This is a genomic window from Luteimonas sp. 8-5 (genome assembly GCF_029763755.1).
Classification (GTDB): domain Bacteria; phylum Pseudomonadota; class Gammaproteobacteria; order Xanthomonadales; family Xanthomonadaceae; genus Cognatiluteimonas.
In genome coordinates this window covers 39410-64703 of record NZ_JARUVM010000004.1, presented here as the reverse complement: position 1 = coordinate 64703, position 25294 = coordinate 39410, and the positions used below count along the sequence as shown (strand labels likewise).

Here is a 25294-nt window from a genome sequence, read left to right as displayed (position 1 = left end):
GCCGCCTCCAGCGTGCGTGCCATCCGCTGCCCCCTCTTCTACCAGGCATAGTCCAGCCGGAGACCGATCAACGGCTCGACTTCGCCATCATCCCTCACGTTGACGCCCCTGCGGTAGTCGAACTCGGTCTCGTCGGTCGATCCCGCCGAGGTGACGTTGATGACGTCGAGGAAAGCCGTGACGTCGATGGGACCGAAGGCGCGCCGATAGTCGACGCGAACGTTCAGCATGCCGTAACCGGGATTGCGGCCGACATTGCGCGCGATCGTCTCCCGCGAGTAACGCAGGGGTTCCCCGGGGCCCAGCACGTCCTCGTGGATGAGGTAGGCGTCCGCCGGCCTGCCGGACAGGTACTTGTAGCGCCCGGCCACTTTCCAGCGATCCGTGATCTCCCAGGTCAGGCCGAGGGTGGCCACGTGCTCGCGGTTGAACTCGTCGGCGACGGCGCCACGGCCATCCTTCCGGTCCACCTTCGCATCGTTGTACGAGTAGGTCGCGGTCGCGTACAGGCCTTCGCGAAGCGTGCCCCGGGCCACGACGTCGAGGCCATAAGAGGTGCCCTCGCCGATATTGGCGAACGTGCCGCTCGTCCGGTCCAGGTCGACCACCAAGTTGGCGAGATCCTGGTAATAGGCCTCCGTCAGCACCGACCACCTGTCGTTCGGGAAGTATTCGAAGCCGAAGCTCGCGTGGGTGATCTTCTCGTTTTCGAGGTTGTTCGCCTCGTTGGCCGCGAAGTCGAGGAACCGTGGCGACTGGTGGAAGATCCCCGCCGTCGCGAAATACCTGGCGCTACGGCCCGGCTGCCAGTTCACCCTGACCCTGGGCGACACCAGGCTTTCGCCGGTCAGGCCATCCCGTTCGAACCGCAAACCCGTGCGGATGTCCCATGAGCCGCGCTTGAACGCCTGGTCCACATAACCCGCGTAACTCGTCTCTTTCCTGCTCAGCGAAGAGTCGATGCTCTCCGGAGTCAGCACGATGTAATGCTGATCGGGGTCCGCCCGGGAGTCGTCGTCGTCGTAGACGTACCGGATCCAGTCGCGATCCAGCGTAGTGCTGTAGTCCAGGTCGACCTGGGTTACCTGGACGCCCGCACTGAACGCGCCCCAACGGTTCACCGTCGAAAAGTCGCTTCGCCAGCCGGTTTCGGTTTCGTCTTCGGCCACGGTCAGGATGCCTTCCCGCACCGGAAAATCGGAGGCGGGCGAGCCGGCGGGCACGAGGTCGGGATAGGCTTCGCCCTCGGAACTGATCTTGTTGCTGGCCCGGCGGTAGACCTTGTTGGTCCAGACGGCATCCGCACCGATCAGCGATCGCAGGGTGAACCCGTGCAGGTCGCTGTCCTGTTCGAAGTCGAGTAGCGCCGTATCTTCGAAGTTGGGGGATTCGTGGACGTGTTCGACGCCGCGGGTGTAGGTCTCGCGCGTGTCGATGAGCAGCACTTCGAGGGTGTTGGTCGGGTTGATCGGCACGGCCGACTTGACGATGACGTCCCTCAATATGGGATCGCCGATGTCGAGTTCCTCGATGTCCTCGAAGAAGGCACCGAAATCCAGCCGGCGCGCGGAGACGAGCACGGTGGAATCGTCGGTGAGTCCGAGCGGCCCGTCGTAGCCGACCTCGTTGCCTGCCAGGTCCAGGCGCAGGCTGGCCGACGGGCTTGGGCTGCCGTCGGCGACTTCCAGTTTGAGCAGCGACGCAGCCCGGCCGCCATACGCGGGGCCCCATCCGCCCGGCGAGAACTCGGCACCGCTGATGACGTTGGGCGCGAAGATCGAGAACCGGCCGCCACCGCCGATGTCCTCGTCCTCGCCCAGGGTCGCGTCGAAGTGCACCGCCTTGTCGAAGGGGAACTCGTCGACAAAGATCAGGTTGTCCCTCGGCCCCCGGCCGCGCACGCTGAAATTCGCGAACTCGCCGGTGGAAGCCACGCCGGGCAGGCCGTCCAGGGACAGCAGCGGATCCGCGCCGCCGCCGACGGCGCTTCGCAGCGCTTCCCGATCCAGGAAGGTGCTGGAAGGCGATGCGGATGCGTCGATGGGCCGCGCTCGAACCACCACGCCCTGCATCAGCGGCGCTGCCAGTTCGAAATCGATCCTGGAGTTCTTGCGCGTGATCACGCGGACGCTGGGCTCGTGGATCGAAGCGAACCCGTCCTTGGCGATGTTGATCGCGTAGAGCCCGGGGTCGAGCCGTTCGACGACGATGCGGCCTTGCGCGTCGGTCTCAAGGGTTCGCACCGAGGCGGTTTCGCGTTCCGTGATGGTGACCTTCGCGTTTGGAAGCGGCCGGTCGGTATGTTGATCCCTGACGACGATCGTCAGGGCACCCGGTGCTTCCGCTGCATGCGCGAACAGCGGAAAACCAACCAGGCATGCCGAAAGAGCCAACGACAGTGCACGTCGCGCGGTCCTGCTCATATCGCTCCCCTCCAGGAATGGGCCGTCTCATTGCATGAGGCGAAGCGAGGTTAACGGCTCAAATGTCGCCAAAAGGTCGCCGGGAACCGCGACGAGGGCAGCTACCGGGAATTCCCCAACCGTCGTCCCACCCCGGACCAGCGACTCGCATGTCTTTCCAGCGCAGTCCCGATCACTTCGGCGCCCCCTGCGACATGCACTTCCCTCCGTGCGCGAGTGATGCCGGTATAGAACAACTCCCTCGAGAGCACGCGGCTGTCATGTGCCGGCAGCAGCAGCCACACCTCGTCGAACTCCGAGCCCTGGGCCTTGTGCACGGTCATGGCGAAGGCGCTGTCGTGCTGGGGCAATGCGGCGGGATGGAAGGCACGCGGGCTGCCAGGCGCATCGCCGGGGAACCAGGCGAGGACGGCGCCGTCTTCTCCGCGCAGGCAGATGCCGATGTCGCCATTGAACAGGCGGTGGCGATAGCTGTTCTCCGTGATCAGCAGCAGGCGGCCATGGAAGTGCGTGCCCGCCTCGCCGAGCATCGCCTCGATGCGGGCATTGAGGGTGCGTACGCCCTGCGGGCCATCGCGCACGGCGGTGAGGAGGCGCAGGCGCGAGGCCATGGCGAGCGCTTCCGAGGGATTGCCGACATTGGCCAGCGCGCGCCAATGAGCGAGCAGGTGGTCGCGATGCGTCTGCAGCGGGTCGGCGAGGCCTTCGTGGAAATGGACGCCGGACAGTTCGCCGCTGCGCAGGAGTGAGAGGGCGGTGGTGGCGTCGCCTTCGCGGACTGCGTTTGCCAGCGGGGCGAGGTCGAGGGCTTCGTGCTGGCGCCAGGATTTGATGAGGTGCGTGCGCCGGGCCGGGAATCCATCGGCACCGGCGATGATGCCGCTGAGGACGTCGCCCGCTTCGACGGAGGGGAGCTGGTCCGGGTCGCCGATCAGCACGAGGCGTGCGTCGTCGGGGACGGCCTCGACCAGCTTGGCCATCAGCGGAAGGTCGATCATCGAGGCTTCGTCGACGACGACGACGTCGAAAGGCAACGGGCTGTCGATGCCGTGGCGGAAGCGCGGGCTGTCGGGGATGGTGCCGAGCAGGCGATGCAGGGTGCTGCCGGTGGTGGGCAAGGCCGCGATGACGCCGGGGTCGGTGCCGGCGGCGGCGATCGCCTGCAGCGCGTTGCGCACGCTTTCGGCCATGCGCTCGGCGGCGCGGCCGGTGGGCGCGGCCAGGGCGATACGCGGGTCCTTGCGACCGGCGGCGCGTGCCTGCTGAACAAGTTGCACCAGCATGCGGGCGATGGTGGTGGTCTTGCCGGTGCCGGGGCCGCCGGTGACCAAGTCGACGCCACCCAGCTCCGACGTCGATGCAGCGATGCGTTGCAGCCCGGCGACGACGCGGCGCTCGTACTCACGGTAGCGGCGCAGGTAGAGCAGGCCCGGTGCGCCGGCAGCGCCTTCGAGCACAAGCGGGCTGTCGGGATCGGAGATGGTGGCGCCATCGGCGGGCACGGCCACCCAGCGCGAGGCTTCCAGCTCACGACGCCATGCGTCGGCGTCGGGCCACGGGATGTCCGGCGCGTCGACCAGCGTGCGCGGCGACGCCAGGTCGAAGCCGGCGTGGCCGTTTGCGACGGCCAGCGATGCCAGCGCGGCGGCGGCAAGGACGTTGTCGGGCGTGGCGGGATCGAGGCGGCGCAGGCTTTGGGCCAGGGCGTGGTCGAGGGTGCGCAGGGCGTTGGCGCGGGTGAGGGCGTCGAGGAGGGTCATGGGCCCTCACCCTGCTCCGCTGCGCGGAGCCGTCCCTCTCCCGCACGCGGGAGAGGCGAGCCGGAGAAAAGTGCGTCGAGGGCGTGGATCAGTTCGGGGTCGAACTTGTGGGCGTGCACGCCCAGCCCTGGCGCATCGAGTTCGATGCCGCGGCTGAACACGTAGCGGTGGCCGCCGAAGTCGCGCGCGTAGTCGTAGGCGTCGCCGAGGCGGAAGCGCAGCCAGCGGTGCAGCGCCAGGGTGTAGACCAGCGCCTGCAGGTCGTATTCGCTGTGCCGCATGGCCTCGCGCAGCGCGTCCTGGTCGTAGCGCGGGAGGCGGTTGGACTTGTAGTCGAGCACGTACCAGCGGCCGTCGTGCTGGTAGGTAAGGTCGACGAGGCCGGTCATCAGGCCTTCCAGGCGATTGCGGAGCCCGAAGGCATGGCGCTCCGGCACCACGTCGTGTTCATGCAGGATGCGCAGTAGCGCGTCGACGCGGGTGGGGCGCAGCGGGAACTGGAACTCGAGCTCGGCACGGCGCCATTCCGCAGGCACGTTGCATAGCTGCACGCCTTCGGGCAGCAGCACGCGCAACGTGCGGCCGGCAAGATCCGTCACGAGCGCGACGCCATCGTCGAGCAGGTCGTCGGCGTAACCCTGTTCGCGCAGCGCCCTGGCAATCGTTTCCGCTTCATCGCCGGGCGCCGGGTCGCCGGGCAACCACCTGCGCCACGCGGCGAAATCGGTGCGTTCCAGCGCCGTGTGCATCGCCACGCCGAACTGCGGGCCGGCGAAGCGCGGGTCGTACACGGGCCCGGCTTCGTCATCCATTGCGGCGGCTTCGTCCCGGCCACCCGGCGCAGGCAAGGTCGCCGACGTCGAGGCGTCCCCGCCCGGGCCGCCCTTGCGGGTGAGGCTGCTGAAGCTGTGCACCCACCAGTCCGTCGACAGCGCGCGCGTGGCCACTGCGGCCGGAGGCACTTCGGCGTCGGACTCGGGCGGCAACCGCGGCAGTGCCGCAGGCGGCGCGGTATCGTCCACGCGGATGCACGACACGGCCTGCAATCCGGCGAAGTCGCCGAGCATCGGTGCCAGCGCGGCCTTGTCGGCGTTGTAGAACCGGCCGCTGGCCAGCCACAGCGCGTGCCGCGCGCGGGTCAGGCCGACATAGAGCAGGCGCGCCTGTTCGGCGCGCTGCTCGATGCTCCAATGCTCCCTGGCGTCATCCCATTCGGCTTCCGGCACGTCGAACTTCCAGTGCAGGCGGCGCACGTTGTCCTCGCCGCCCTGCGCAATGCATCCCCTGCCCGGCGAAGGTTCCGGACGGCCGATGCCCGCGAACGGCAGGAACACCAGCGGATATTCCAGGCCCTTGCTCTTGTGCAAGGTGACGATTTGCACGCGGCGGGCGTCCGACTCCAGGCGCAACAGCTGCGCTTCGTCGTCGGGATCGGCGTTGGCGATGCGTGCGCCCAGCCAGTCGACCAGGCCGTGCAGGCCCAGCGTTTCGGCCTGCGCTTCCTGCAGCGCTTCGGCCAGCTGCAGGTAGTTGCCGACGCGGCGTTCGCCGTCGTTAAGGCCGAGCAGGCGCGGGGCGTGCTGCGCGCACAGGTCGCCAATCAACGCCAGCGGGCCGCCGCGCAGCAGGCGCTCGCGCCAGGCCAGCGCCTGGTGCTGCCAGTCGTGGTCGTTGTCGTCCAGGGCAGCGATCGCCTCGGCTTCGACGCCGACCAGTACGGTGGACAGCGCGGCGCGCAACCGGCCGTCGTCGCCGCTCTGCAGCAGCGCGAGCAACAGGGCATGCAGTTCGCGCGCCTCGAGCGTTGCGTACAGGCTCTGCTTGCCGGCCGCGACCGCGGGGATGCCGACATTGGCGAGCGCCTGCTGGATCCGCGTCGCCTCGTTGTGCGTGCGCACCAGCACCGCGATATCGCCCGGCTGCACCGGCCTGTCCTCGATGGTGGCGGTGCCGGAGCGGCCTTCCGACAGCACCGCGTGGATCGCCGCGACGCAGGCCGCCGTGCAGAGTTCGCGCGAAGCGTCGGCCTTCCATGGCTTCACTTCGCCCTTGGGGTTGGGTTCGGGATCGGGCGCGCGCCAGATCGTCAGCGCCGCGGCGGGCGCGCCGGCGCGCTGGAAGTCTTCGTCCTGGTGCGTGCCGCCGGACTGCACCTCACGGAAACGGATGCGCGGATCGACGAACGCATCTTCGCCTGCCTGCGCGTACAGGGCCTCGATCGCTGCCAGCACCGACGGCCGTGACCGGAAGTTGTGGCCGAGCGGCGGCGCCTCGTGCGCCGTGGCTCGCGCGGCCAGGTAGGTGTGCACGTCGCCGCCCCGGAAACCGTAGATCGCCTGCTTGGGGTCGCCGACGAGGAACAACGCGGGAGCATCGCTACCGCTGCCGAACACGCGATCGAAGATCTTCCACTGGCGCGGATCGGTGTCCTGGAACTCGTCTACCAGCGCGACGGCGTATTGCGCGCGCAGGTTGCGGGCCAGCGCATCGCCGCGGCCCGGGTCCAGCGCGTCGGCGACGCCGTCGATCAGGTCATCGTAGGTCTGCAGCCGGCGCTGGCGCTTGAGCATTGCCAGGCGTTCGCGAGCGTCGGCGCGGATCCGGTGCAACAGCGCGATGCGGCGGCGGACGCGATAGGACTCGCATTCGGCCACAGCGTCGAGGTAGGCCTGGATCAGTTCGCACAGCGGCGAGTGCGGCGTGCGGCCCGCGTGCGCCTTGTTGGTCTTTTCCTGCATCGCCTGCGAAGTGAGCCGCGCCAGCTTCTCGTCCAGCGGTGCGCTGTAGTCACCGCCTTCGCACCAGCCCGCCAGCGTCGTCCACAGCGACTGGATCCAGGTCGCCTTGTAGCTGCCGCCATGCAGCACCTTGCGCTCCAGGGCATCGAGCAACACCGCGAGGAATTCCGGGCCGTGGATACGGAAACCGTCGGCCAGTGCGCGTCCGGCTTCGAGTACCGCGGGCATCGGATCGACGGGCAGCAGTGCATCCGGCGGCAGCAGCACCGGCTCGCGCATCAACGCACCCAGGTCGGCCGCCAGCATCGGTGGGCCGCCCTTCCACAGCGCGGCCAGATCCTCGGCGCCGTCGGCACTGCGGCCATGCGTGCGCCACAGGTCGGCCGCGAGTTCCTCGCGCAGGCCGCGGTCGTTGGCGAGCAGTTCCGGCGGATCGAAGCCCTGCCCGCTTTCCAGTGCGTGCTCGCGCAGCACGCGTGCGCAGAAGCCGTGGATGGTGAAGATCGCCGCGAGGTCGATCTCGAGCACGGCCTCGCGCAGGCGGCGGCGCAGCGCTTCGGTGCGCTCGCCGCTGCGGGCGAGATGCGCCTGCAGGATGTCGCGGGTCAGCGCCGCCTCCGCGTCTTCGCCGTCCGCCGCCGGTGCATCGACCAGGTCGAGGGCCAGCAGCAGGCGTTCGCGGATGCGCTTGCGCAGTTCCTGCGTGGCCGCCTCGGTGAAGGTCACGGCCAGCACCTGGCCGACGCGCAGGCCGCGCTCGACCACCAGCCGGGTGACCAGCGTGGCCAGGGTGAAGGTCTTGCCGGTGCCGGCCGACGCCTCGATCAGGCGCACGCCGTCCAGCGGCAGGAGCAGGTAGGGATCACGGGACGACACCAGCTTCATTCGTCCTCGTCCCTGGCCAGCGACGCATTGGCAATGGCGTCCTCGTCGAGCTCCGGCGTGATCGCGATGCCCCTGTCCACGGCCGAGAACACCGTAATGGTGTTGGCGACGAACGCGCGCAAGGCAGTGCGGTTGGTGAACGGATCACGGGCGCGCAACGCCAGTTCGTATGCCGGCCCGCTGCCTTCGCCCCCCTGCCGGTCGCTGCCCTGCCAGTGCTTGCGCGCCGCCTCGAGGCCGCGTTCGGGAGTCTTGGCGCTGTAGTACTTCCAGCCGCTGCGCGGCGCGAACGCCAGTGGTTCGCGCAGGCCGGCGGTACGCAGGCCGATCAGCTTGCGCAGCGCGTCCTTCGCCTGCGCCGGGTCGATGGGGCGGCGCTCGTGCGGGCCAAGGTCGCCGTCCTCGTCCATATGGAATTCGACCAGTCGCGGCGCGCTGCCATCGGCGCAGGCCAGCAGCCAGTCCAGGCCATTGCGGATCACCGAGGGGCCGTTGGGTTCGCCGAATCGCACGCGCGCAAAGCCCATCGGCCAGACGCCGCCGAGCCGGCCGTGCAGGCGCACGCCGTCGACGATGGTTTCCACCGGCAGGGGTTCGGAAGGCGTCGCGTCGCCACGCCAGCGCTTGAACTGGGTGGCGTACGGCGCCACTTCGTCCAGCACGTCGGCCAGGGCCCGCGCACCGAGCGCGCCGGACGGCAGCAACGCTTGCGCGCGCAAGCGTCCGAGCATGTCCTCGCGACGTTCGTCGGCCAGCAACGCCTCGAACACTGCGTGTTGCAGGCGGTTGCGTTCCAGGCCGCCGCCCGGCGCGCGCAAGGGCTCGATGTCCTCGCCCGCCTTCTCGATCTCCGGCAGGCGCAGCCCCATGCGCCGGCGCAGGAACTGCTCGGCCGGCGCCAGCAGGAAGCGGCGCAGGTCCTCGAGCGGCAGTTCGGTCTCTGCTTCGGTCGGCGGCGCCAGCGCCACACCGGCAGGCATCCAGGGGCCAAGCGTGGTGCGTGCACCCGAGAGGCGCCCCGCCGCGGGATGCCAGTGCGCGTCGTAGCTGAAATGGCGCGGGTCCCCGCTGCCGAACGCGGCCGGCGAGAACGGCTGGAGTGAATGGCGCAGCACCAGGTCTTCGGGCTCCACGCCTTCGTGGTACGCCGCGGCAGCGGCCAGCAGTTCGGACACCACCGCCGACGGCTCGCGCGCGCTGCCGTCGCGCGGGTCGGCGCCGATCCAGCTCACGTGGAACACGTCCTGTGCCGAGGAGAACAGCTGCAGGAACAGGTAGCGGTCGTCGTCGCGGGTGGAACGATCGCCGTGGCGGCGACGGTCGGTACCCAGTTCCGCGGTGAGCCGGTTGAGCCCGGTCGCCGGATCGCGGCGCGGGAAGTCGCCGTCGTTCATGCCCAGCAGGCAGATCGCGCGGAACGGCAGCAGGCGCATCGGCACCATGCGCGCGAAGCTGACGCCGCCGGTGAGCAGCGGCGCGCGCGTGTCGGCTTCGCCCAGCACCTCGGCAAAGTGCGCGCGCACCACTTCGCCGGGCACCGGTGCGGTGTAGCCGGCCTGCGCGGCCTGCCGGGCGAATGCGTCGATCAGCTTGCACAGGCGGTCGTACGCGCGTTCGCCGCTGCCGCCGGTGCGCGGCCGCGGCAGCACCGCCTTGAGCAGGCCCAGCAACCGTTCGCGCCAGGCCGCCGGCGACATCGCCTCGTCGAGCAGGCGCTGGTAGCGGGCCAGCACGCGCAGCAGGCGCAGCAGCACGTCGAGCGCGTCGAGGGCGCTGCCCTCGAGTTCGGTCCACGGCGCGACCTGCTGCCCGTCGCCCGAGACCAGGGCGGCGGCATCGGTGGCATGGCCCAGCAGCAGGCGGTCGAGTGCGAACTGCCAGGTGTAGGCGTCGTCCCCTGGCGCGCCCAGGCGCGCGCGGTGCGCGGCATCGATGCCCCAGCGCGCGCCGGCCTCGTGCAGCCAGGCGTGCAGGCGTTCGAAGGCCGCGCCGTCCAGTCCCGCGGCCTCGGCCAGCGGCGGGCTGGCGAGCAGGTCGAGGATTTCCTCCAGTCCGAAACGCGATACCGGCAAGGCGAGCAGGCGCAGGAACACGGCCGCCAAGGGTTCGCCGGCCAGCGGGCTGGCATCGGCAATGGCCCACGGAATGGCCTGGTCGAAGCCGGCATCGCCACGGCCGCGCCCACCGAACACCGCATCGAGGTACGGCACGTAAGGATCGATGTCGGGCGCCAGCACCGCGATCTCGCGCGGCTGCAGCGGCGGATCGAAACGTTTGTCCTCGAGCAGCGCGCGCAGGCGGTCGTGCAGCACCTGCAGTTCGCGCAGGCGGGTGTGGCAGGCATGGAACTGCAGGCTGTTGTCGCCGGCGTCAACCGCGGCGCGCGGCATACCGGAGGGATATGGCCGGTTATGGAACAGGTCCGCCTGCATGCGGTGCAGCAGGCGATCCTGCTTGCCCGTGGCCGCTTCGGGATCCGCATAGGCCGGGATATCGCCCGACGGATGCACCACCTCGTAACTTCCGAGCAACGCCATGAAGTCGCGCCCGGCCGCGCCCCAATCGCGCAGCAAGGGATTCTGTCCCTGGTCGCCGAAGTCCTTCGTCGGCGTCGGCAGGTAGAAGTGCAACGTGCCGGCGCGCGCCTGCGTCGCCATCACGCGAAGCACGTCGGGCGACACGTTGAGCGTGGCGAACACGAACAGGCGCGGCGGCAGGCCGGCCGGGATGGGGCCGTCCACGCCGTCGAAGCGTGCCAGGTATTCCTGGATGCGGCGCGCGCGATGGTCATGGCCGCTCGCGACCGCGCGCCACAGGATCGCCTGCGGGTCGTCAAGGTCGGCGCCGCCCTCCCAGCGCAGCAGCCAGTCGCGGCGCCAGGCCTGGTACTTGCCGAACACGCCAGCAAGCTCGCCGGCCAGGGTCCAGGGCTTCAGGGGGTCGTCGCCGGCCAGATAGGCCGCCAGCTGGGCCATTGCCGGACGCGCGCGGAGGACGGGATCGCATAGGGTCGCGTACAGGTGCCAGTGCAGGCTGTCGGCATCGAGCTCGGGGCCGGCCGGCGCGCCCGGGTTGGCCTGCAACGCGCGGGCGACAAGTTCCCCCGGGGTCAGGAACTCCAGGTTGGCGGCGATGCCATGGCGTTCGGCCAGCGTGGCCTGCAGCCAGCGCCGCATCGACACCTGCGGGACCAGGACGGTGTCGGGCGCCAGCAGCGGCTGGCCAGGCGCGGGCGCGCGCAGTTCCTCCGCCAGCAGCCCGGCCAGCACGTCCAGCGCATTGGAGTGGTAGAGGCGGAAGTCGTGCGCCGTGGGCATCCATGAATGATGCCGCAGGCCCGTCGCAGCCGCTGGGATCGCGATCGAAGCCGGGAATGCGACAATCGCCCCATGAGCGACGCCACCCCCATCGTCCGCCTGTCCGGCCTGCGCCTGGAGCGCGGCGGCCGCGTGATCCTCGACGGCATCGACCTGACGGTGCCGCGCGGCAGCGTGACCGCGGTGCTGGGCCCTTCGGGCAGCGGCAAGTCGACCCTGCTGGCCGCACTGACCGGCGAGCTAGAGCCCGCGGCCGGTTCGGTCGAGGTGCTCGGCGCGCCGTTGCCCCGCTCGCGGCGCGCGCTGCTGGAAACACGCAAATCCATTGGCGTCCTGCTCCAGGGCAACGGCCTGCTCACCGACCTCACCGCGGCGGAGAACGTGGCGCTGCCGCTGCGCGCGCACACGAAACTGCCGGCGCCGGTGATCCGCCGCCTGGTCGAGATGAAGCTGCACGCCGTGGGCCTGCGCGCCGCCGCCGACCTCTATCCGCGCGAGCTGTCCGGCGGCATGGCCCGGCGCGTGGCGCTGGCGCGCGCGCTGGCGCTGGACCCGCCGATCGTGATCTACGACGAGCCGCTCACCGGCCTGGACCCGATCGCCAGCGGCGTGATCATGAACCTGGTCGCGCGCCTCAACGACAGCCTCGGCCTGACCAGCATCATCGTCAGCCACCACGTGCACGAAACCCTGCCGGTGGCCGACCGCGCGCTGGTGATCGCCAACGGCCGCATCGTGTTCAGCGGCACGCCGGCGGAACTGCAGGCCTCGACCGATCCGCTGGTGCAGCAGTTCCTGCGCGGCGAGCCGGACGGCCCCATTCCTTTCGACACCGCTTCCCGCCGGGTGGAGGCTGCCTGATGCCGTTCATTGCCGCAACCCGCTCGCTCGGCCGCGCCGGGATGTTCTCGCTGTCGGTGCTGCGCGCCTCGGTGCCGACCCGCGACTTCCTCGCCGAACTCGTCCGCGAGATCTACAAGATCGGCGCGCGCTCGCTGCCGATCATCGCCGTGGGCGGCGCCTTCGTTGGCCTGTCCGTGACGCTGCTGGGTTATCGCGCGCTGCAAACCTACGGCGCCGACAACCAGGTCAGCGCGCTGGTCGGGCTGGGCCTGTACCGCGAGCTGGCGCCGGTGCTGACCGCGCTGCTGTTCGTCGGCCGCGCCGGTTCGTCCATCGCCGCCGAACTCGGCCTGATGCGCGCGACCGACCAGATCACCGCGCTCGGGCTGATGGCGATCGATCCGGTGGCCAAGGTGGTCGCGCCGCGCTTCTGGGCGGCGATCATCTGCGTGCCGTTGCTGACCGCGATCTTCTGCTCGCTGGCGATCAGCGCCAGCTGGTTCGAGGCCGTGCGCGTGATCGGCATCGACGGCGGCTCATTCTGGCAGGTGATGAAGGACGCGGTCGACTTCCGCGCCGATTTCCTCGTCGCCTTCATCAAGGCCGCCGTGTTCGGCGGTACTGCCGCGCTGGTGGCCTCGTACGTCGGCTACCACGCCGAGCCGACCATCGAGGGCACCTCGGTGGCGACCACGCGGGCGGTGGTGAATGCATCGCTGCTGGTGCTGATGTTCAATTTCGTACTTTCCGCTTTCCTGTTCTGAGGTCGCCCGATGAGTATTCGCGGTCCACGTCTCGAGTTCGCCGTCGGCGCCTTCCTGCTGCTGGGGCTCGCCTCGCTGCTGGTGCTGGCGCTGGCGTCCAGCAACGGCAAGTTCGGCTTCGGCCAGTCCACCTACCCGCTGAAGGCGCGCTTCACCAACCTCGGCCAGTTGCGCCCCAACGCCCCGGTCAAGATCGGCGGCGTGACCATCGGCAGTGTGGCCGCGATTCAGCTTGATCCGGTCAAGCTGGATGCCGTCGTGACCCTGGAGATCGACGACCGTTACCAGGACCTGCCGGGCGACACCTCGGCCAGCATCCTGACCGGCGGCCTGCTCGGCGAGAGCTACGTCGGCCTGCAGCCGGGCGGCGATCCCGCGCCGTTGCAGCCGGGCGACGAGATCGCCTTCACCGCGCCGGCGGTCGACCTGATCCAGATGGTCGGCAAGTACATGTTCAGCGGTGGCGGCGACGACAAATCCGGCACCGACGCTACAGACAACGAATCCACTCCGCCCCCCACGGAATGATTGCCATGAAGATCCGCTCCGTTGCCATCAGGACCATTGCCAGCAAGGTGTTCGCCGTCGCGCTCGCCGCGCTGGTGCTGTTGCCCGGCGTCGCCGCCGCGCAGGAAGAATCGGCCAGCAAGGTCGTGCTCGAGAACAGCCAGCGCATCCTGTCCGCGCTGGAAAGCCGCCGTGCCGAGTTCAAGGCCGACCACGGCAAGCTCGAGGCCTTCGTCTCCCACGAGTTCAACGCCACCTTCGACCGCGACTACGCCGCGCGCCAGGTGCTGGGCCGCCATGCCCGTGGTGCGTCGGCCGACGACGTCAAGCTGTTCGCCGACGCGCTGGCCGACAGCCTGATGCGCCGCTACGGCTCCTCGCTGCTGGATTTCAACACCCAGCTCAAGGTGCGGATCAAGTCCGAGTCGGTGCTGCCGCGCGGCCTGGGCGTGAAGGTTTCCAGCGAACTGCTGCGCAAGGGCGGCGAGCCGATCCCGGTCGACTACTTCATGCGCAAGTCCGGCGACAACTGGAAGGTGTTCGACGTGATGGTCGAAGGCGTGTCCTTCGTGCAGACCTTCCGCCGCCAGTTCGACAGCGAACTGGCGCACAAGTCGATCAAGCAGGTCGCGGCCGAACTGGCCGCGGGCAAGGTCGCCGTCGATGCCGGCGGCTGACCGCGCCGCCGGCATCGTCCGCGAAGGCGATGCGCTGCGCATCTCCGGCGCATTGCTCGCCACCACCGTGCCGGGCGTCTGGCGCTTGGCGGGCGCGCAGGCACTGCAGGGCGTAACCCGATTCGACCTGCTTGGTGTCGACCGCGTCGACAGTGCGGGTGTCGCGCTGCTGGCCGAACTGGCCGCGCGCTGCGGTGGCGACGTGGCACTGGAAGGCGATCCCGCGGGACTGCCGGAGCTCCGCGCCGCCTATCGCCTTTCGCCGTCGCTGGCCTTTGCCGGTTGATTTCCGCGTATCGCACTGACGTCATCCGGTAAACTCCAGCCAATGCGTCGTCGCCTCCCCCGCGCCATCGCGCTCTCCATGCTGTCCCTCGCCCTGGCCGCCTGTGCCGGCGGCGGGCAGGCCACGCGCGCGGATGCGCCAGACGAAATCGTCGTCGAAGCTGCCGCCACCGAGGCCGAAGCCGGCGACACCGATGTCGCCATCGCCGACGATGCGGTCGTCTTCACCGAGCCGACCCAGGCCGAACTCGACTACGCCGCGATCTACGGCGGCCAGGTCTACAACCCGGTGGCCGATCCGACCCTGCCGGCGCCGGCCGAACTGCCGGCCAGCTACGATCCCGGGGAACCGTTCAACCGTCGCGTGCACGCCTTCAACGACGTGGTGGATCGCTATGTCGCCTCGCCGCTGGCGCATGCCTACGTCGACGTGGTGCCGCGGCCGGTGCGCCTGGGCGTGCGCAACTTCTTCTCCAACCTCGGCCAGCCGGTCAACGCGCTGAACGCGCTGCTGCAGGGCAAGCCGATGGAAGCCGGGCAGGCGCTGGCGCGCTTCCTGATGAACTCCACGCTCGGCATCGTCGGCATCTTCGATCCGGCCAGCGACGCCGGGCTGCGCTACAGCAGTGAGGACTTCGGCCAGACCCTGGGCACCTGGGGCTGGGAACGCTCGCGCTACGTCGAGCTTCCGCTGTTCGGCCCGCGCACCGTGCGCGACGTGTTCGGCCTGGTCGGCGACGCGCCGCTGGCGCCGCTGCGCCAGGTCGAGGAAGACACCGTGCGCGTATTCGCGCAAGGCCTGCAATTGGTCGATGTGCGCACCCAGCTGTTCGCGGTCGACAGCATGCGCGAGGGCGCGACCGACGACTACGCGCTGGTCCGCGATGCATGGCTGCAGCGCCGCACCTACCAGATCCAGGGCGATCGCGGCGAGGTCGACGAGTCGTTGCCGGAATACCTGCGCGACGACATCAGCAACCCGACGGTCCCCGTCGACGCACTGCCTGTCGTTCCCGCCGTCGGCGGCAACTGACGCCGGAGGAGCGCGCCTGGCGCGCGAAGGTATCTCGCGTGCTTACGCGGCGCCCCGCACGTAAGCGGGGGGCCGCGGATTTCGGTGGGGGTTACAGGTCGCCGAGGAGCTTGGTGGCTTCTTCGCCGGGCAGGGATTCGACGTCGCGCAGCTGGCGCTGGATCGCGCGCGTGCGCACCCCCGTCTGCTCGATCTTGTTGCTCGCCTCGGTGAGCTTCTTCTGCACCGCGTCGAGCACGTCGCCGAACTTGCCGAACTCGGTCTTCACCGCGCCCAGGGTCCGCCACACTTCGCTGGAGCGCTTCTCGATGGCCAGGGTGCGGAAGCCCATCTGGAAGCTGGTCATCAATGCCAGCAGCGTGGTCGGCCCGGCGACTGCGATCCTGCAGTCGCGCTGCAGCGTGTCGACCAGGCCAGGGCGACGCAGCACCTCGGCGTACAGGCCTTCCGTGGGAAGGAACAGGATCGCGAACTCGGTGGTGTGCGGCGCGGCGACGTACTTGTCGCAGATGCGTTGTGCTTCCAGCTTCACCCGCCGCTCCAGCGCGTCGCCGGCCAGGCGCGCCGCTTCGGCGTCGGCGTTCTCCTGCGCGTCGAGCAGGCGTTCGTAGTCCTCGCGCGGGAACTTCGCGTCGATGGGCAGCCATACCGGCGCGTCGCCATTGGTACCGGGGAAGCGCACCGCGAACTCGACCCGCTCGTTGCTGCCGGGGATGGTGGCCACGTTGGCGGCATACTGGTCCGGCGCGAACACCTGCTCCAGCAGGCCGGCGAGCTGCACCTCGCCGAAGATGCCGCGCGACTTGACGTTGCCGAGCACGCGCTTGAGGTCGCCGACCCCGGTGGCAAGCTGCTGCATCTCGCCCAACCCGCGTTGCACGTGTTCGAGCCGCTCCGACACCAGCCGGAACGATTCGCCCAGCCGCGTTTCCAGCGTGCTCTGCAGCTTCTCGTCGACGGTCGCGCGCATCTGCTCGAGCTTGGCCTCGTTGCCCTTCTGCAACTCCTGCAACTTGCGTTCCAGGGTCGCGCGCATCTCGCCCAGGCTTTGCTCGTTGCGCTGGGTCAACTCCTGCAAGCGCTGGCCGAGGGCGTCGGCGAAATGCTTTTGTTGCTCGGCGCCTTCCATGCGCGACTTGCGGGCGTCCTCGCCGAGGGTTTCGCGCAGCTTGTCCAGGCGCTGGTCGGTCGACGCGGACAAGGTCTGCAGCTGGCCCAGCATTTCCTTGCGGCCCGCGCGCTGTTCATCGCGCAAGACCGATTCCAGGCGCGCGTGCTCCTGCGCCAGGTCCACGCGCGGCGGCTTGCGCAACAACAGCACCACCAGAAGCACGATGGCGACCACGACTGCGGCGCCGACGGCGACCAGCAGGAACAGGAGCAGGGAGGATTCGGGCATGGCCCCAGTTTAGCCCCGTCCATCCCACGTGATGAGACGCGCCGTCATCGGCCGCACACCGGCGGTGTCGCAGTATCGGCGCCATGGGTACGGCGAGTCGTCCACCGCAGGCTCCCCTTTTCCGCCGTTACGGCAACCGCGACGGGCACTCGGGGGTCGTGTCCTACGCCATGCTCAGCGGCGGCATCGCCGTGCGGTTCGTCGACGGCGCGGTCTACCTGTACGACCAGGACTGCCCCGGCCCCGCCCACGTGGCACGGATGAAGACCCTGGCGCGTTCCGGACAGGGCCTGGCGACCTACATCAGCCGTCGGGTCGGACGACGCTACACAGCGCGCCTGGATGCGGACGAAGCCTCGAAACTGGCGGCTCCCACCGGTCGCGACACTCACTCGACCCGGCAGAACACCGCCTTGAGGTAACGCGATTCCGGTACCTGGGCCATGAACGGGTGGTCCGGACCGGCGCCGGCGATCTTCAGCACCTGCACTTCGCGCCCGGAGTAGAACGCCGCGCGGCGCAGCATGCCGAGGAACTCGTCCTCGCTGACCAGGCCGGTGCAGGAGAACGTGGCGAACATTCCGCCGGGCTTCACCACGCCGAGGGCGAGCTTGTTCATGTCCAGGTATTTCTTCAGCGCCGGGATCACTTGATCGCGGTCGCGGGTCATCTTGGCCGGATCGAGGATCACCACGTCGTACTGATCGCCGCGCGCACCGGCATCGCGCAGCCACGGGAAGATGTCGGCCTGGATGAAACGCGGGCGCACGCCATTGAGCTTGGCGTTGCCGCGCGCGATGTCCAGCACCGCTTCGTCGATGTCGATGCCGGTGACTTCGCCGGCGCCGCGCACCGCCGCGTACACGCCGAAACCGCCGGTGTTGCAGCACAGGTCGAGCACGCGCATGCCGGCGACATGCTGCGACAGCCATTGCCGGTTCTCGCGCTGGTCGGCGAAGAAGCCGGTCTTGTGCGCGCCGGCCGGATCGGCGCGGAAGCGGATGCCGTGCTCGGTGATGATCGCCGGCGCAGCCGGTTCCGAACCACGGAAGTCGAACGATTCCTGCTTCTGCACGTGCTCGTCGGCGAAGGCGTGGAAGCGGCACCCGGGGAACTGCGCGCGCAGCGCGTCGTAGATCCACTCGCGGTGGCGGAACATGCCGGCGCTGAAGAACTCGACCACCAGCAGGTCCGCGTAACGGTCCACCACCAGGCCCGACAGCCCGTCGCCTTCGGAATGGACCACGCGCCAGGCATCGGTTGTGTCGTCGAGCTTCAGCAGGTCGCGGCGCAGCGCGACCGCCGCGGCGATCCTGCGCTCGAACCAGGCCTGGTCGACGGCGACGTCGCGGTCGGTCTCCAGGATCCGCAGCGCGATCCGCGAATGCCCGTTGTAGAAGCCGCGGCCGATCCACTCGCCGTCCACACCGACGATCTCGACGATGCTCCCGGGGCGTGGCTTCTGCGCGGGTTTCTCCACGACCTTCTGGAACACCCATGGATGGGTGGAGCGCCAGGGATTGCGGAGGCGGACGGTGGGGTTCGGCTCGTTCATGGGCTCATTATCGCGGCTTCCGCCGCTCCCACGCTTGTGTTCGGGGGATTCGGCGCCATCCTGCGGGTATGCACCTGCCCGTCCACGAATCGCCGCCCGACGCGCCCGCCCATGGCCGCGCCGACGCGGCCCGGATCTGGCGCGCGTTCAACACCAGCCTGGCCTTCGTCCTGGCGATGCTGGCGATGTTCTCGGCCCAGCACTACTTCGACTGGCGGCCGCTGGCCGTGGCGCCCGGCACGCTGGAAGGCCTGTGGGGCCTGTTGTTCGCGCCGTTGCTGCACGGCTCGCCCGAGCACGTCGGTGCCAACGCCGTCTCGATCCTGATGCTCGGCACCCTGGCCGGCACCGTGTATCCGCGTGCCACGCTGCGCGCACTGCCGCTGCTGTGGCTGGGCTCGGGACTGGGCGCCTGGCTGCTCGGGGAGCCTGGCAGCGTCCACCTGGGCGCCAGCGGCGTCACCCACGGCCTGGGCTTCCTGCTGTTCGCGCTGGGCGTGCTGCGCCGCGATCGCGCCGCGGTGGCCGCGGGCATGATCGCCTTCATGTTCTACGGCGGCATGATCCTGACCGTGCTGCCGCGCGAGCCCGGCATTTCCTGGCAGGCCCACCTGGGCGGCGCCCTGGCTGGCCTGCTCGCGGCCTGGCTGTTCCGCCGCAGCGACCCGCAGCCGCCGCGCAAGCGATACAGCTGGGAGATCGAGGAAGAGCTGGAGGCCGAACTGGCGCGCCAGGAAGCCAGCCAGTTCGAACCGCCCTCGCCCGACGAGGTGCCGGTCCTCTGGCACCGCGACGAAGAGGACGAGCGCGGCACCGTGCTGCCGTTCCGTCCGCCCCGCAACCGCCTGCACTAGAGCGCGCGGCCCCGCGCTTGGCTATGCTCGGCGGCATGAACAGACTCCTGCTGCTATCGCTCTCGCTGGCCGGCATCGTGGCCGTCCTCTCCCCTTCCACCGCAAGCGCGCAGCGCCATGCCGACACCATCCTGGTCGGCGGCAAGGTCTGGACCGGCAATCCCGACCAGCCCGAGGCGCAGGCGCTGGCGATCGCCGACGGCAAGGTCGCCGCGGTCGGCAGCGATGCGGAAGTGCGGCGCTGGGCCGGGCCGTCGACCACCGTGATCGCGTTGCAGGGTCGCCGCGTCGTGCCCGGTTTCAACGACGCGCACGTGCATTTCTTCGACGGCGGCCAGGGGCTGGCATCGGTGCAGCTGCGCGACGCCTCGTCGCCGGAAATCTTCCGCGACCGCATCGGCGCCTACGCCGACACCCTGGAGAAGGGCCGCTGGGTGCTCAACGGCAACTGGGACCACGAGCGCTGGACGCCCGCCGAACTGCCCACGCGCCAGCTCATCGACGCGGTGACGCCCGACAACCCGGTGTTCATCAACCGCCTCGACGGCCACATGGCCCTGGCCAACACGCTGGCGCTGAAGCTGGCCGGCATCACCCGCGACACGCCGGATCCGCCGGGCGGCAGCATCGTGCGCGACGCAAGCGGCGAGCCCACCGGCGTGCTCAAGGATGCGGCGATGAACGCGGTGTACGCGGTGATCCCCGAAGCGGATGCGACCGAGATCTCCGACGCGCTGCATGCCGCGATGCGCTACGCCAACGAGAACGGCGTGACCAGCGTGCAGGACATGTCGGCCTCGCCCGCCATCCTGCGCGCCTACCAGCAGCTGCTCGCCGATGGCGAACTCACCGTACGCGTGTACGGCGCTCAGCCGCTGTCGCGTTGGGAGCGCCTGGCCGACGCCGGCATCGCCGCGGATTTCGGCGGCGACATGCTGCGCATCGGCGTGCTCAAGGGCTTCGCCGACGGCTCGCTGGGTTCGACCACCGCACTGTTCTTCGAACCCTACCTCGACGAGCCCGGTACCAGCGGCCTGCCCAGCGACGAGATGGTCGATGCCGAGGCGATGCTCGCAGACATGCTCGGTGCCGATGCGGCCGGACTGCAGCTGGCCGTCCATGCCATCGGCGACAAGGCCAACGCCGCGATCCTGGACATGTTCGCCGAGGTCGCGCGCCGCAACGGCCCGCGCGACCGCCGACTGCGCATCGAGCATGCGCAGCACTTCCGCATGTCCGACATCCCGCGCATGCACGCGCAGGGCGTGATCGCCTCGATGCAGCCCTACCACGCGATCGACGACGGCCGCTGGGCGGAGAAGCGCATCGGCGCCGAGCGGGCCAAGGGCACCTACGCGTTCCGCTCCCTGCTCGACGCCGGCGCGGTGCTGGCCTTCGGCTCGGACTGGTACGTCGCGCCGATGGAACCGCTGTTGGGCATCTACGGCGCGGTCACCCGGCGCACGCTCGACGGCGCGCATCCCGACGGCTGGGTGCCGGAACAGAAGAGCGGCGTCGCCGATGCCGTGCGCGCCTACCCCGCGGGCTCGGCGTACGCCGAAGGCCAGGAAGCGGTGAAGGGCACGCTCGAGCCGGGCAAGCTCGCCGACCTGATGGTGCTGTCGCAGGACATCTTCGCCATCGACCCGGCCACCATCGACAAGGTCAGGGTGGACACCACGATCCTCGGCGGCCGCGTCGTGTACCAGCGCGCGGCCGAGTAGCCGTCAGGCCGGCGGCAACGGCATGCCGCGCATCGGCTTGACGGTGCGCAGCACGAAGCTCGAGTTCACGTCGGCCACGCCCGCCTGCCCGAGCAGGCGGTCGAGCAGGAAACGCGAGAAGTGCTCCAGGTCCTGGACCGCGATCTGCAGCAGGTAGTCCATGTCGCCGGTCAGCGCATGGCAGGCGACCACCTCGTCCCAGGCAGTGACGAAACTGGCGAAGGCGGCGACGGTGTCCGCGTCGTGCTGGCGCAGCTGCACGCGGACGAAGGCCTGCAGACCGAGCCCGACCTTCTCCGGCTCGACTTCGGCGCGGTAGCCGGCGATCACCCCGTCGCGCTCCAGCCGCTGCACCCGGCGCAGGCAGGCCGAGGGCGACAGGTGCACGCGCTCGGCAAGGTCGGCGTTGGTCAGGCGGCCGTTGCGCTGGAGTTCGCCCAGAAGCAACAGATCGATGCGATCCATTGTGTTCACGCATGAATCTTGCGCCTAATCCCTCAGACCTTGCAACTTTGCAACCCTGTTGCGCCCCGGGGCGTCTACGATCAAGAGTCTGGCCAAGGGGATACGGGAGGTCTCCGCCATGAACGACATCGCCGCCCAGCCGCGCCGGCTGGAGAACCTGCATACCGACAAGGGCAAGGTCCCGGTCTATGCCACCGGCGTGGTCGAGCAGCCGTGGGACAGCTACACCGCCACCGACCACGACGTCTGGCGCCGCCTCTACGCGCGCCAGTGCGAGCTCCTGGTCGGCCGCGCCAGCGAGGCCTTCCTGCGGGCCCAGGACGCCATGGGGATGACCCTGGACGCGATCCCGCGCTTCAGCGACATCAACGAGGTCCTGTCGGCGGCGACAGGCTGGACCCTGATCGGCGTCGAAGGCCTCCTGCCCGAACTCGACTTCTTCGACCACCTGGCCAACCGCCGCTTCCCGGTGACCTGGTGGATCCGCAAGCCCGAGCAGTTCGACTACATCGAGGAACCCGATCTCTTCCACGACCTGTTCGGCCACGTGCCGCTGCTGATGAATCCGGTGTTCGCCGACTACATGGAGGCCTACGGCAAGGGCGGGGTGAAGGCGCACGGCATCGGCGCCGACGCGCTGCAGCACCTGACACGCCTGTACTGGTACACGGTGGAGTTCGGCCTCATCCGCGAACACGGCCAGCTGCGCATCTACGGCAGCGGCATCGTCTCCTCCAGCGGCGAGAGCATCCACTGCCTGGAGAGCGCCGCGCCCAACCGCATCGGTTTCGACCTCGAGCGGATCATGCGCACGCGCTACCGCATCGACACCTACCAGAAAACGTATTTCGTCATCGACAGCTTCGAGCAGCTGATGGATGCCACGCGGCCGGATTTCACGCCGGTGTATGCGCGCCTGGCGACGCAGCCGTCATTGCCCGCCGGCACGGTGCTTGCGTCCGATCACGTGTTCCAGCGCGGCAGCGGCGAGGGCTGGGCTTCGGACGGGGACGTCTGAATCGGAGCAGGGAATAGGGAGTGAGGGGAATGAAGGGAATGGTGGGCGCGAGGCGGCTCCCATTCCCTTCATTCCCTTCATTCCCTTCATTCCCCTCATTCCCTTCACTCCCCAGCCCCGCCCATTCCCGTCTCCTTCACACTCTCCACCGCATCATGCGCGCGCCCTCTCAACCGGTGCGACGACGTCGCCCCAAAGTGGACGCATGGAAATTGCCGCCGACGAGCTCCTTGCCGAGCTGACCCGCATCGAGGCCACGCTGGACGAAGCCGCGCAGCGCGCCGGCGAAGGCAGCTGCCCCCCGGATTTCGAACGCCGCCTGGAAGCGCACCTGCGCAGCCTGCGCTCCATGCTCGGGCCGGACGACATGACCGTTGCCGGCGATGCCATGGAGGCCGCCGAACGGGCGATGAGCGCCGCCGACCCGGCCGCGCCGCTGATGATGCTGGCAATGGCGCGCGAGAACCTCGCCGGAGTAATCCGCCGCCGCGCTGCCGCAGCCCTGCGTACCGCCGCCTGAGATTCCCCGGCGGCGCCCGCAACTGAACCGCGCGCCTGAATTGGCGCGCCCTTTCGGCGACAATGGCCGGGTCTTCCACCAAGCCCCGTGGCCATGACCGACGCGCACCGCAACGACCCCGTCTCCCTGACCCGCTACCTGATCGAGGAGCAGCGCGCCGGCCGCATCGGCCCGGACCTGCGCCTGCTGATCGAAGTGGTGGCGCGCGCCTGCAAGCGCATCTCGATCGCCGTCGGCAAGGGTGCGCTGGGTGGCGTGCTCGGCGACGCCGGCAGCGCCGGCCAGGCCAGCATCAACGTGCAGGGCGAGGCGCAGAAGAAGCTCGACGTGCTCAGCAACGAGATCCTGATGGAAGCCAACGCCTGGGGCGGCCACCTTGCCGGGCTGGCGTCGGAGGAGATGGATCACAGCCAGCCGATTTCCGGCGATTATCCGCGCGGCAGCTACCTGCTGTTGTTCGATCCGCTCGACGGCTCGTCGAACATCGACGTCAACGTCTCGGTCGGCACCATCTTTTCGGTACTGCGCTGCCCGGAAGGCGTGGTCACGCCGACCGACGCGGACTACCTGCAGCCGGGCACCGCCCAGGTCGCCGCCGGCTACTGCGTGTACGGCCCGCAGACCACGCTGGTGCTGACCGTCGGCAACGGTACGCATGCGTTCACCCTGGACCGCGAGATCGGCAGCTTCACCCTGACCACGCGCGGCATGCGCATTCCGGAGGAAACGAAGGAGTTCGCGGTCAACATGTCCAACCAGCGCTTCTGGGAACCGCCGATGCAGGCCTACGTCGGTGATTTGCTGAAGGGCAAGGAAGGACCGCGCGGCAAGGATTTCAACATGCGCTGGATCGCGAGCATGGTCGCCGACGTGCACCGCCTGCTCACCCGCGGCGGGATCTTCAGCTATCCGCTGGACAGCAAGTGCGCGCCCAAGGGCGGCAAGCTGCGCTTGATGTACGAGGCCAATCCGATGAGCTTCCTGGTCGAGCAGGCCGGCGGCGCCGCCAGCACCGGCCGCCAGCGCATGCTCGAAGTCCAGCCCACCGCCCTGCACCAGCGCGTCCCCGTCTTCCTCGGCTCCAGACACGAAGTCGAAACCGCCGTGAAGTACCACGCAGACCACGACGCGGCGTGAGAGGTCTTTTTGACGCGGATCAACGCAGATCAGGAAGAGCGATCAACGCGGATAAAGCAGTAGTGGTTTCTCGCGACCTGTCGCAACTCGCGTAAATCCATTCCTGCTTGCTCTATCCGCGTTGATCCGCTCTTTTATCCGCGTTGATCCGCGTCAAAAATAATCAGCCCGAAGCTCAGGCCTCGCGGGGATGGTTGAGGACGAGCCAGTAGAGGCCGACCTGCTTGACGGCCCAGACGAAGCGTTCGAAGTCGACCGGTTTCTGGATGTAGCTGTTCACGCCCAACGCATAGCTGGCTTCGACGTCGAAGGGTTCGGCGCTGGTGGTGAGCACGACGACGGGCAGGCTGCGGGTACGCTCGTCCTCGCGGATCGCCTGCAGCACTTCGCGGCCGTCGATCTTCGGCAGGTTGAGGTCCAGCAGCACGATCGAGGGCAGGTCATCGGGATCGCGGTCGGCGTACGCGCCGCGGGCGAAGATGTAGTCCAGCGCCTCGGCGCCGTCGCGCACCACCATCAGGCGGTTGGCGACCTTGGCTTCCTCGAACGCGATCCTGGTCAGCTCGACGTCGTCGGGATTGTCCTCGACGAGCAGGATTTCCTGGTGGGTCATGTGCGCTCCGCGTCCGCTGCCGGCAGTGCGAGGTGGATGGTGGTGCCCGCGCCGGGCCGCGATTCCGCATCGATCCGGCCGCCGTGCCGTTCCACGATGCGCCTGGCGATGGCCAGGCCCATGCCGTTGCCGGCGCCTTCCTCCGCGCCGTGCAGGCGCTGGAAGGGTTCGAACAGCTTGGACGCGTACTGCATGTCGAAGCCGCGGCCGTGGTCGCGGACGGTGATCTCCAGCATGTCGCCGACACGCTCGCCATGGATCTCCAGCACCAGCTCGCCGTCGGAGAAATTCCAGGCATTGCGGACGAGCTGGGTGACCAGCATGCGCAGCTGGCGCTCGTCACCCTGCACGGCCAGGTCCGGGGACGCGCTGGCGCGCACCTCGCGCGGGGGCGAGCCGGCCGGCAACGCCTCCTGCAGTTCGGCAAGGGCCAGGTGGGCGAGCAGGGCCAGGTCGACCGGCATCGGCTGCAGCTGGCCGCGGTCGACGCCGGCGTAGTCGAGCAGGGACTCGATCAGGCCGCCCATGCGGGCGGCGGCGTCGCGGATGCGTTGCAGGTAGTCCTGGCCGGTCGGGTCCAGGCTGTCGCCGGCATGCCGGGCCAGCATCCCGGAAAAGGTCTCGATGCTGCGCAGGGGCGCCCGCAGGTCGTGGGAGATCCCGTGCGCGAAGACTTCCTGCTGGCGCTGCAGTGCGCGCAGGCGGGCCTCCTGGTCGTCTGGAGCCTGGCGGGGATCATCCGGCATTGTCGGATTATGCCCACACCGCCCCGCGACC

20 protein-coding genes and 1 pseudogene are annotated in these 25294 nt (G+C 69.3%); 12 read left to right on the top strand and 9 right to left on the bottom strand.

What is annotated here, in order from left to right; genetic code table 11:
- Positions 1 to 38: 38 nt before the first annotated feature.
- From QAA18_RS00965 to recC, 4 genes are all read right to left on the bottom strand, one after another.
- Positions 39 to 2423: a TonB-dependent receptor gene (locus QAA18_RS00965; RefSeq protein WP_279410315.1), complete on the bottom strand. Its 2385-nt coding sequence runs from the start codon at positions 2421 to 2423 to the stop codon at positions 39 to 41.
- 101 nt (positions 2424 to 2524) lie between these two features.
- Entirely contained in the window at positions 2525 to 4183 is a 1659-nt protein-coding gene (recD, locus tag QAA18_RS00960; RefSeq protein ID WP_279410314.1) for an exodeoxyribonuclease V subunit alpha, read from the bottom strand.
- Positions 4180 to 7806, bottom strand: a complete 3627-nt coding sequence (locus tag QAA18_RS00955) for an exodeoxyribonuclease V subunit beta (protein WP_279410312.1) — start codon at positions 7804 to 7806, stop codon at positions 4180 to 4182. Before QAA18_RS00955 ends, recD begins: the two co-directional genes overlap by 4 nt.
- Entirely contained in the window at positions 7803 to 11123 is a 3321-nt protein-coding gene (gene recC / locus QAA18_RS00950) for an exodeoxyribonuclease V subunit gamma (RefSeq protein ID WP_279410311.1), read from the bottom strand. Before recC ends, QAA18_RS00955 begins: the two co-directional genes overlap by 4 nt.
- A gap of 72 nt (positions 11124 to 11195) precedes the next feature.
- Between recC and QAA18_RS00945 the strand changes: the two genes are divergently transcribed.
- The 6 genes from QAA18_RS00945 to QAA18_RS00920 are packed head-to-tail and all read left to right on the top strand — an operon-like array spanning position 11196 to position 15232.
- A complete protein-coding gene (locus tag QAA18_RS00945) occupies positions 11196 to 11984 on the top strand; it encodes an ATP-binding cassette domain-containing protein (RefSeq protein WP_279410310.1) in 789 nt (262 codons plus the stop codon).
- Positions 11984 to 12730, top strand: coding sequence for an MlaE family lipid ABC transporter permease subunit (locus tag QAA18_RS00940; RefSeq protein ID WP_279410309.1), 747 nt, complete (start codon positions 11984 to 11986; stop codon positions 12728 to 12730). The genes QAA18_RS00945 and QAA18_RS00940 overlap by 1 nt, the downstream gene beginning before the upstream one ends.
- A gap of 9 nt (positions 12731 to 12739) precedes the next feature.
- Positions 12740 to 13258, top strand: a complete 519-nt coding sequence (gene mlaD, locus QAA18_RS00935) for an outer membrane lipid asymmetry maintenance protein MlaD (protein ID WP_279410308.1) — start codon at positions 12740 to 12742, stop codon at positions 13256 to 13258.
- 5 nt (positions 13259 to 13263) lie between these two features.
- Positions 13264 to 13914 (top strand): ABC transporter substrate-binding protein, encoded by a 651-nt coding sequence (locus QAA18_RS00930; RefSeq protein WP_279410307.1) that lies wholly within the window; start codon positions 13264 to 13266, stop codon positions 13912 to 13914.
- Positions 13901 to 14200 carry an STAS domain-containing protein gene (locus QAA18_RS00925; protein WP_279410306.1) on the top strand — a complete coding sequence of 100 codons (300 nt, stop codon included), beginning with the start codon at positions 13901 to 13903 and terminating at the stop codon, positions 14198 to 14200. The genes QAA18_RS00930 and QAA18_RS00925 overlap by 14 nt, the downstream gene beginning before the upstream one ends.
- 42 nt (positions 14201 to 14242) lie before the next feature.
- Positions 14243 to 15232, top strand: a complete 990-nt coding sequence (locus QAA18_RS00920) for an MlaA family lipoprotein (RefSeq protein WP_279410305.1) — start codon at positions 14243 to 14245, stop codon at positions 15230 to 15232.
- 91 nt (positions 15233 to 15323) lie between these two features.
- Here QAA18_RS00920 and rmuC read toward each other — a convergent pair whose 3' ends face one another.
- Positions 15324 to 16631, bottom strand: a complete 1308-nt coding sequence (gene rmuC, locus QAA18_RS00915; protein WP_279410304.1) for a DNA recombination protein RmuC — start codon at positions 16629 to 16631, stop codon at positions 15324 to 15326.
- Positions 16632 to 16714: 83 nt separating this feature from the next.
- Between rmuC and QAA18_RS00910 the strand changes: the two are divergent.
- Positions 16715 to 16948 (top strand): annotated as a pseudogene (locus QAA18_RS00910) (hypothetical protein); the annotation flags it as partial.
- A gap of 71 nt (positions 16949 to 17019) precedes the next feature.
- On the opposite strand, the gene QAA18_RS00905 reads toward QAA18_RS00910, so the two are convergent.
- A complete protein-coding gene (locus QAA18_RS00905) occupies positions 17020 to 18186 on the bottom strand; it encodes a class I SAM-dependent rRNA methyltransferase (RefSeq protein WP_279410303.1) in 1167 nt (388 codons plus the stop codon).
- A gap of 68 nt (positions 18187 to 18254) precedes the next feature.
- Here QAA18_RS00905 and QAA18_RS00900 point away from each other — a divergent pair, with 68 nt between their 5' ends.
- Entirely contained in the window at positions 18255 to 19040 is a 786-nt protein-coding gene (locus tag QAA18_RS00900; protein WP_279410301.1) for a rhomboid family intramembrane serine protease, read from the top strand.
- Positions 19041 to 19075: 35 nt separating this feature from the next.
- The gene (locus QAA18_RS00895) at positions 19076 to 20764 is read left to right on the top strand and encodes an amidohydrolase (RefSeq protein WP_279410299.1); all 1689 of its coding nucleotides are present in this window, start codon (positions 19076 to 19078) and stop codon (positions 20762 to 20764) included.
- 3 nt (positions 20765 to 20767) lie between these two features.
- Here the strand turns inward: QAA18_RS00895 and QAA18_RS00890 are convergent, their stop codons facing one another.
- On the bottom strand, positions 20768 to 21229 hold the full coding sequence (locus QAA18_RS00890; RefSeq protein ID WP_279410334.1) for an Lrp/AsnC family transcriptional regulator: 462 nt from the start codon (positions 21227 to 21229) through the stop codon (positions 20768 to 20770).
- Between the two features lie 127 nt (positions 21230 to 21356).
- On the opposite strand from QAA18_RS00890, the gene phhA reads away from it, so the two are divergent.
- The 3 genes from phhA to QAA18_RS00875 all read left to right on the top strand — a co-directional run bounded on the left by phhA (position 21357) and on the right by QAA18_RS00875 (position 23904).
- Complete coding sequence (gene phhA / locus QAA18_RS00885) at positions 21357 to 22247, top strand: phenylalanine 4-monooxygenase (protein WP_279410333.1); 891 nt, start codon at positions 21357 to 21359, stop codon at positions 22245 to 22247.
- 205 nt (positions 22248 to 22452) lie between these two features.
- Positions 22453 to 22767: a hypothetical protein gene (locus QAA18_RS00880; protein WP_279410297.1), complete on the top strand. Its 315-nt coding sequence runs from the start codon at positions 22453 to 22455 to the stop codon at positions 22765 to 22767.
- A 93-nt stretch (positions 22768 to 22860) separates the two neighbouring features.
- Positions 22861 to 23904: a class 1 fructose-bisphosphatase gene (locus tag QAA18_RS00875; RefSeq protein ID WP_279410295.1), complete on the top strand. Its 1044-nt coding sequence runs from the start codon at positions 22861 to 22863 to the stop codon at positions 23902 to 23904.
- Positions 23905 to 24079: 175 nt separating this feature from the next.
- Here the strand turns inward: QAA18_RS00875 and QAA18_RS00870 are convergent, their stop codons facing one another.
- Together QAA18_RS00870 and QAA18_RS00865 are read right to left on the bottom strand one after the other, a co-directional pair.
- Entirely contained in the window at positions 24080 to 24517 is a 438-nt protein-coding gene (locus QAA18_RS00870) for a response regulator (RefSeq protein ID WP_279410293.1), read from the bottom strand.
- Entirely contained in the window at positions 24514 to 25263 is a 750-nt protein-coding gene (locus QAA18_RS00865) for an ATP-binding protein (RefSeq protein ID WP_279410292.1), read from the bottom strand. Before QAA18_RS00865 ends, QAA18_RS00870 begins: the two co-directional genes overlap by 4 nt.
- Between the last annotated feature and the right edge of the window lie 31 nt (positions 25264 to 25294).

What these genes read in the sequence shown, in the direction of transcription:
- QAA18_RS00965 (WP_279410315.1), bottom strand. Translation starts at nt 2,423, where the DNA reads ATGAGCAGGACCGCGCGACGTGCACTGTCGTTGGCTCTTTCGGCATGC.
- recD (WP_279410314.1), bottom strand. Translation starts at nt 4,183, where the DNA reads ATGACCCTCCTCGACGCCCTCACCCGCGCCAACGCCCTGCGCACCCTC.
- QAA18_RS00955 (WP_279410312.1), bottom strand. Translation starts at nt 7,806, where the DNA reads ATGAAGCTGGTGTCGTCCCGTGATCCCTACCTGCTCCTGCCGCTGGAC.
- recC (WP_279410311.1), bottom strand. Translation starts at nt 11,123, where the DNA reads ATGCCCACGGCGCACGACTTCCGCCTCTACCACTCCAATGCGCTGGAC.
- QAA18_RS00945 (WP_279410310.1), top strand. Translation starts at nt 11,196, where the DNA reads ATGAGCGACGCCACCCCCATCGTCCGCCTGTCCGGCCTGCGCCTGGAG.
- QAA18_RS00940 (WP_279410309.1), top strand. Translation starts at nt 11,984, where the DNA reads ATGCCGTTCATTGCCGCAACCCGCTCGCTCGGCCGCGCCGGGATGTTC.
- mlaD (WP_279410308.1), top strand. Translation starts at nt 12,740, where the DNA reads ATGAGTATTCGCGGTCCACGTCTCGAGTTCGCCGTCGGCGCCTTCCTG.
- QAA18_RS00930 (WP_279410307.1), top strand. Translation starts at nt 13,264, where the DNA reads ATGAAGATCCGCTCCGTTGCCATCAGGACCATTGCCAGCAAGGTGTTC.
- QAA18_RS00925 (WP_279410306.1), top strand. Translation starts at nt 13,901, where the DNA reads ATGCCGGCGGCTGACCGCGCCGCCGGCATCGTCCGCGAAGGCGATGCG.
- QAA18_RS00920 (WP_279410305.1), top strand. Translation starts at nt 14,243, where the DNA reads ATGCGTCGTCGCCTCCCCCGCGCCATCGCGCTCTCCATGCTGTCCCTC.
- rmuC (WP_279410304.1), bottom strand. Translation starts at nt 16,631, where the DNA reads ATGCCCGAATCCTCCCTGCTCCTGTTCCTGCTGGTCGCCGTCGGCGCC.
- QAA18_RS00905 (WP_279410303.1), bottom strand. Translation starts at nt 18,186, where the DNA reads ATGAACGAGCCGAACCCCACCGTCCGCCTCCGCAATCCCTGGCGCTCC.
- QAA18_RS00900 (WP_279410301.1), top strand. Translation starts at nt 18,255, where the DNA reads ATGCACCTGCCCGTCCACGAATCGCCGCCCGACGCGCCCGCCCATGGC.
- QAA18_RS00895 (WP_279410299.1), top strand. Translation starts at nt 19,076, where the DNA reads ATGAACAGACTCCTGCTGCTATCGCTCTCGCTGGCCGGCATCGTGGCC.
- QAA18_RS00890 (WP_279410334.1), bottom strand. Translation starts at nt 21,229, where the DNA reads ATGGATCGCATCGATCTGTTGCTTCTGGGCGAACTCCAGCGCAACGGC.
- QAA18_RS00880 (WP_279410297.1), top strand. Translation starts at nt 22,453, where the DNA reads ATGGAAATTGCCGCCGACGAGCTCCTTGCCGAGCTGACCCGCATCGAG.
- QAA18_RS00875 (WP_279410295.1), top strand. Translation starts at nt 22,861, where the DNA reads ATGACCGACGCGCACCGCAACGACCCCGTCTCCCTGACCCGCTACCTG.
- QAA18_RS00870 (WP_279410293.1), bottom strand. Translation starts at nt 24,517, where the DNA reads ATGACCCACCAGGAAATCCTGCTCGTCGAGGACAATCCCGACGACGTC.
- QAA18_RS00865 (WP_279410292.1), bottom strand. Translation starts at nt 25,263, where the DNA reads ATGCCGGATGATCCCCGCCAGGCTCCAGACGACCAGGAGGCCCGCCTG.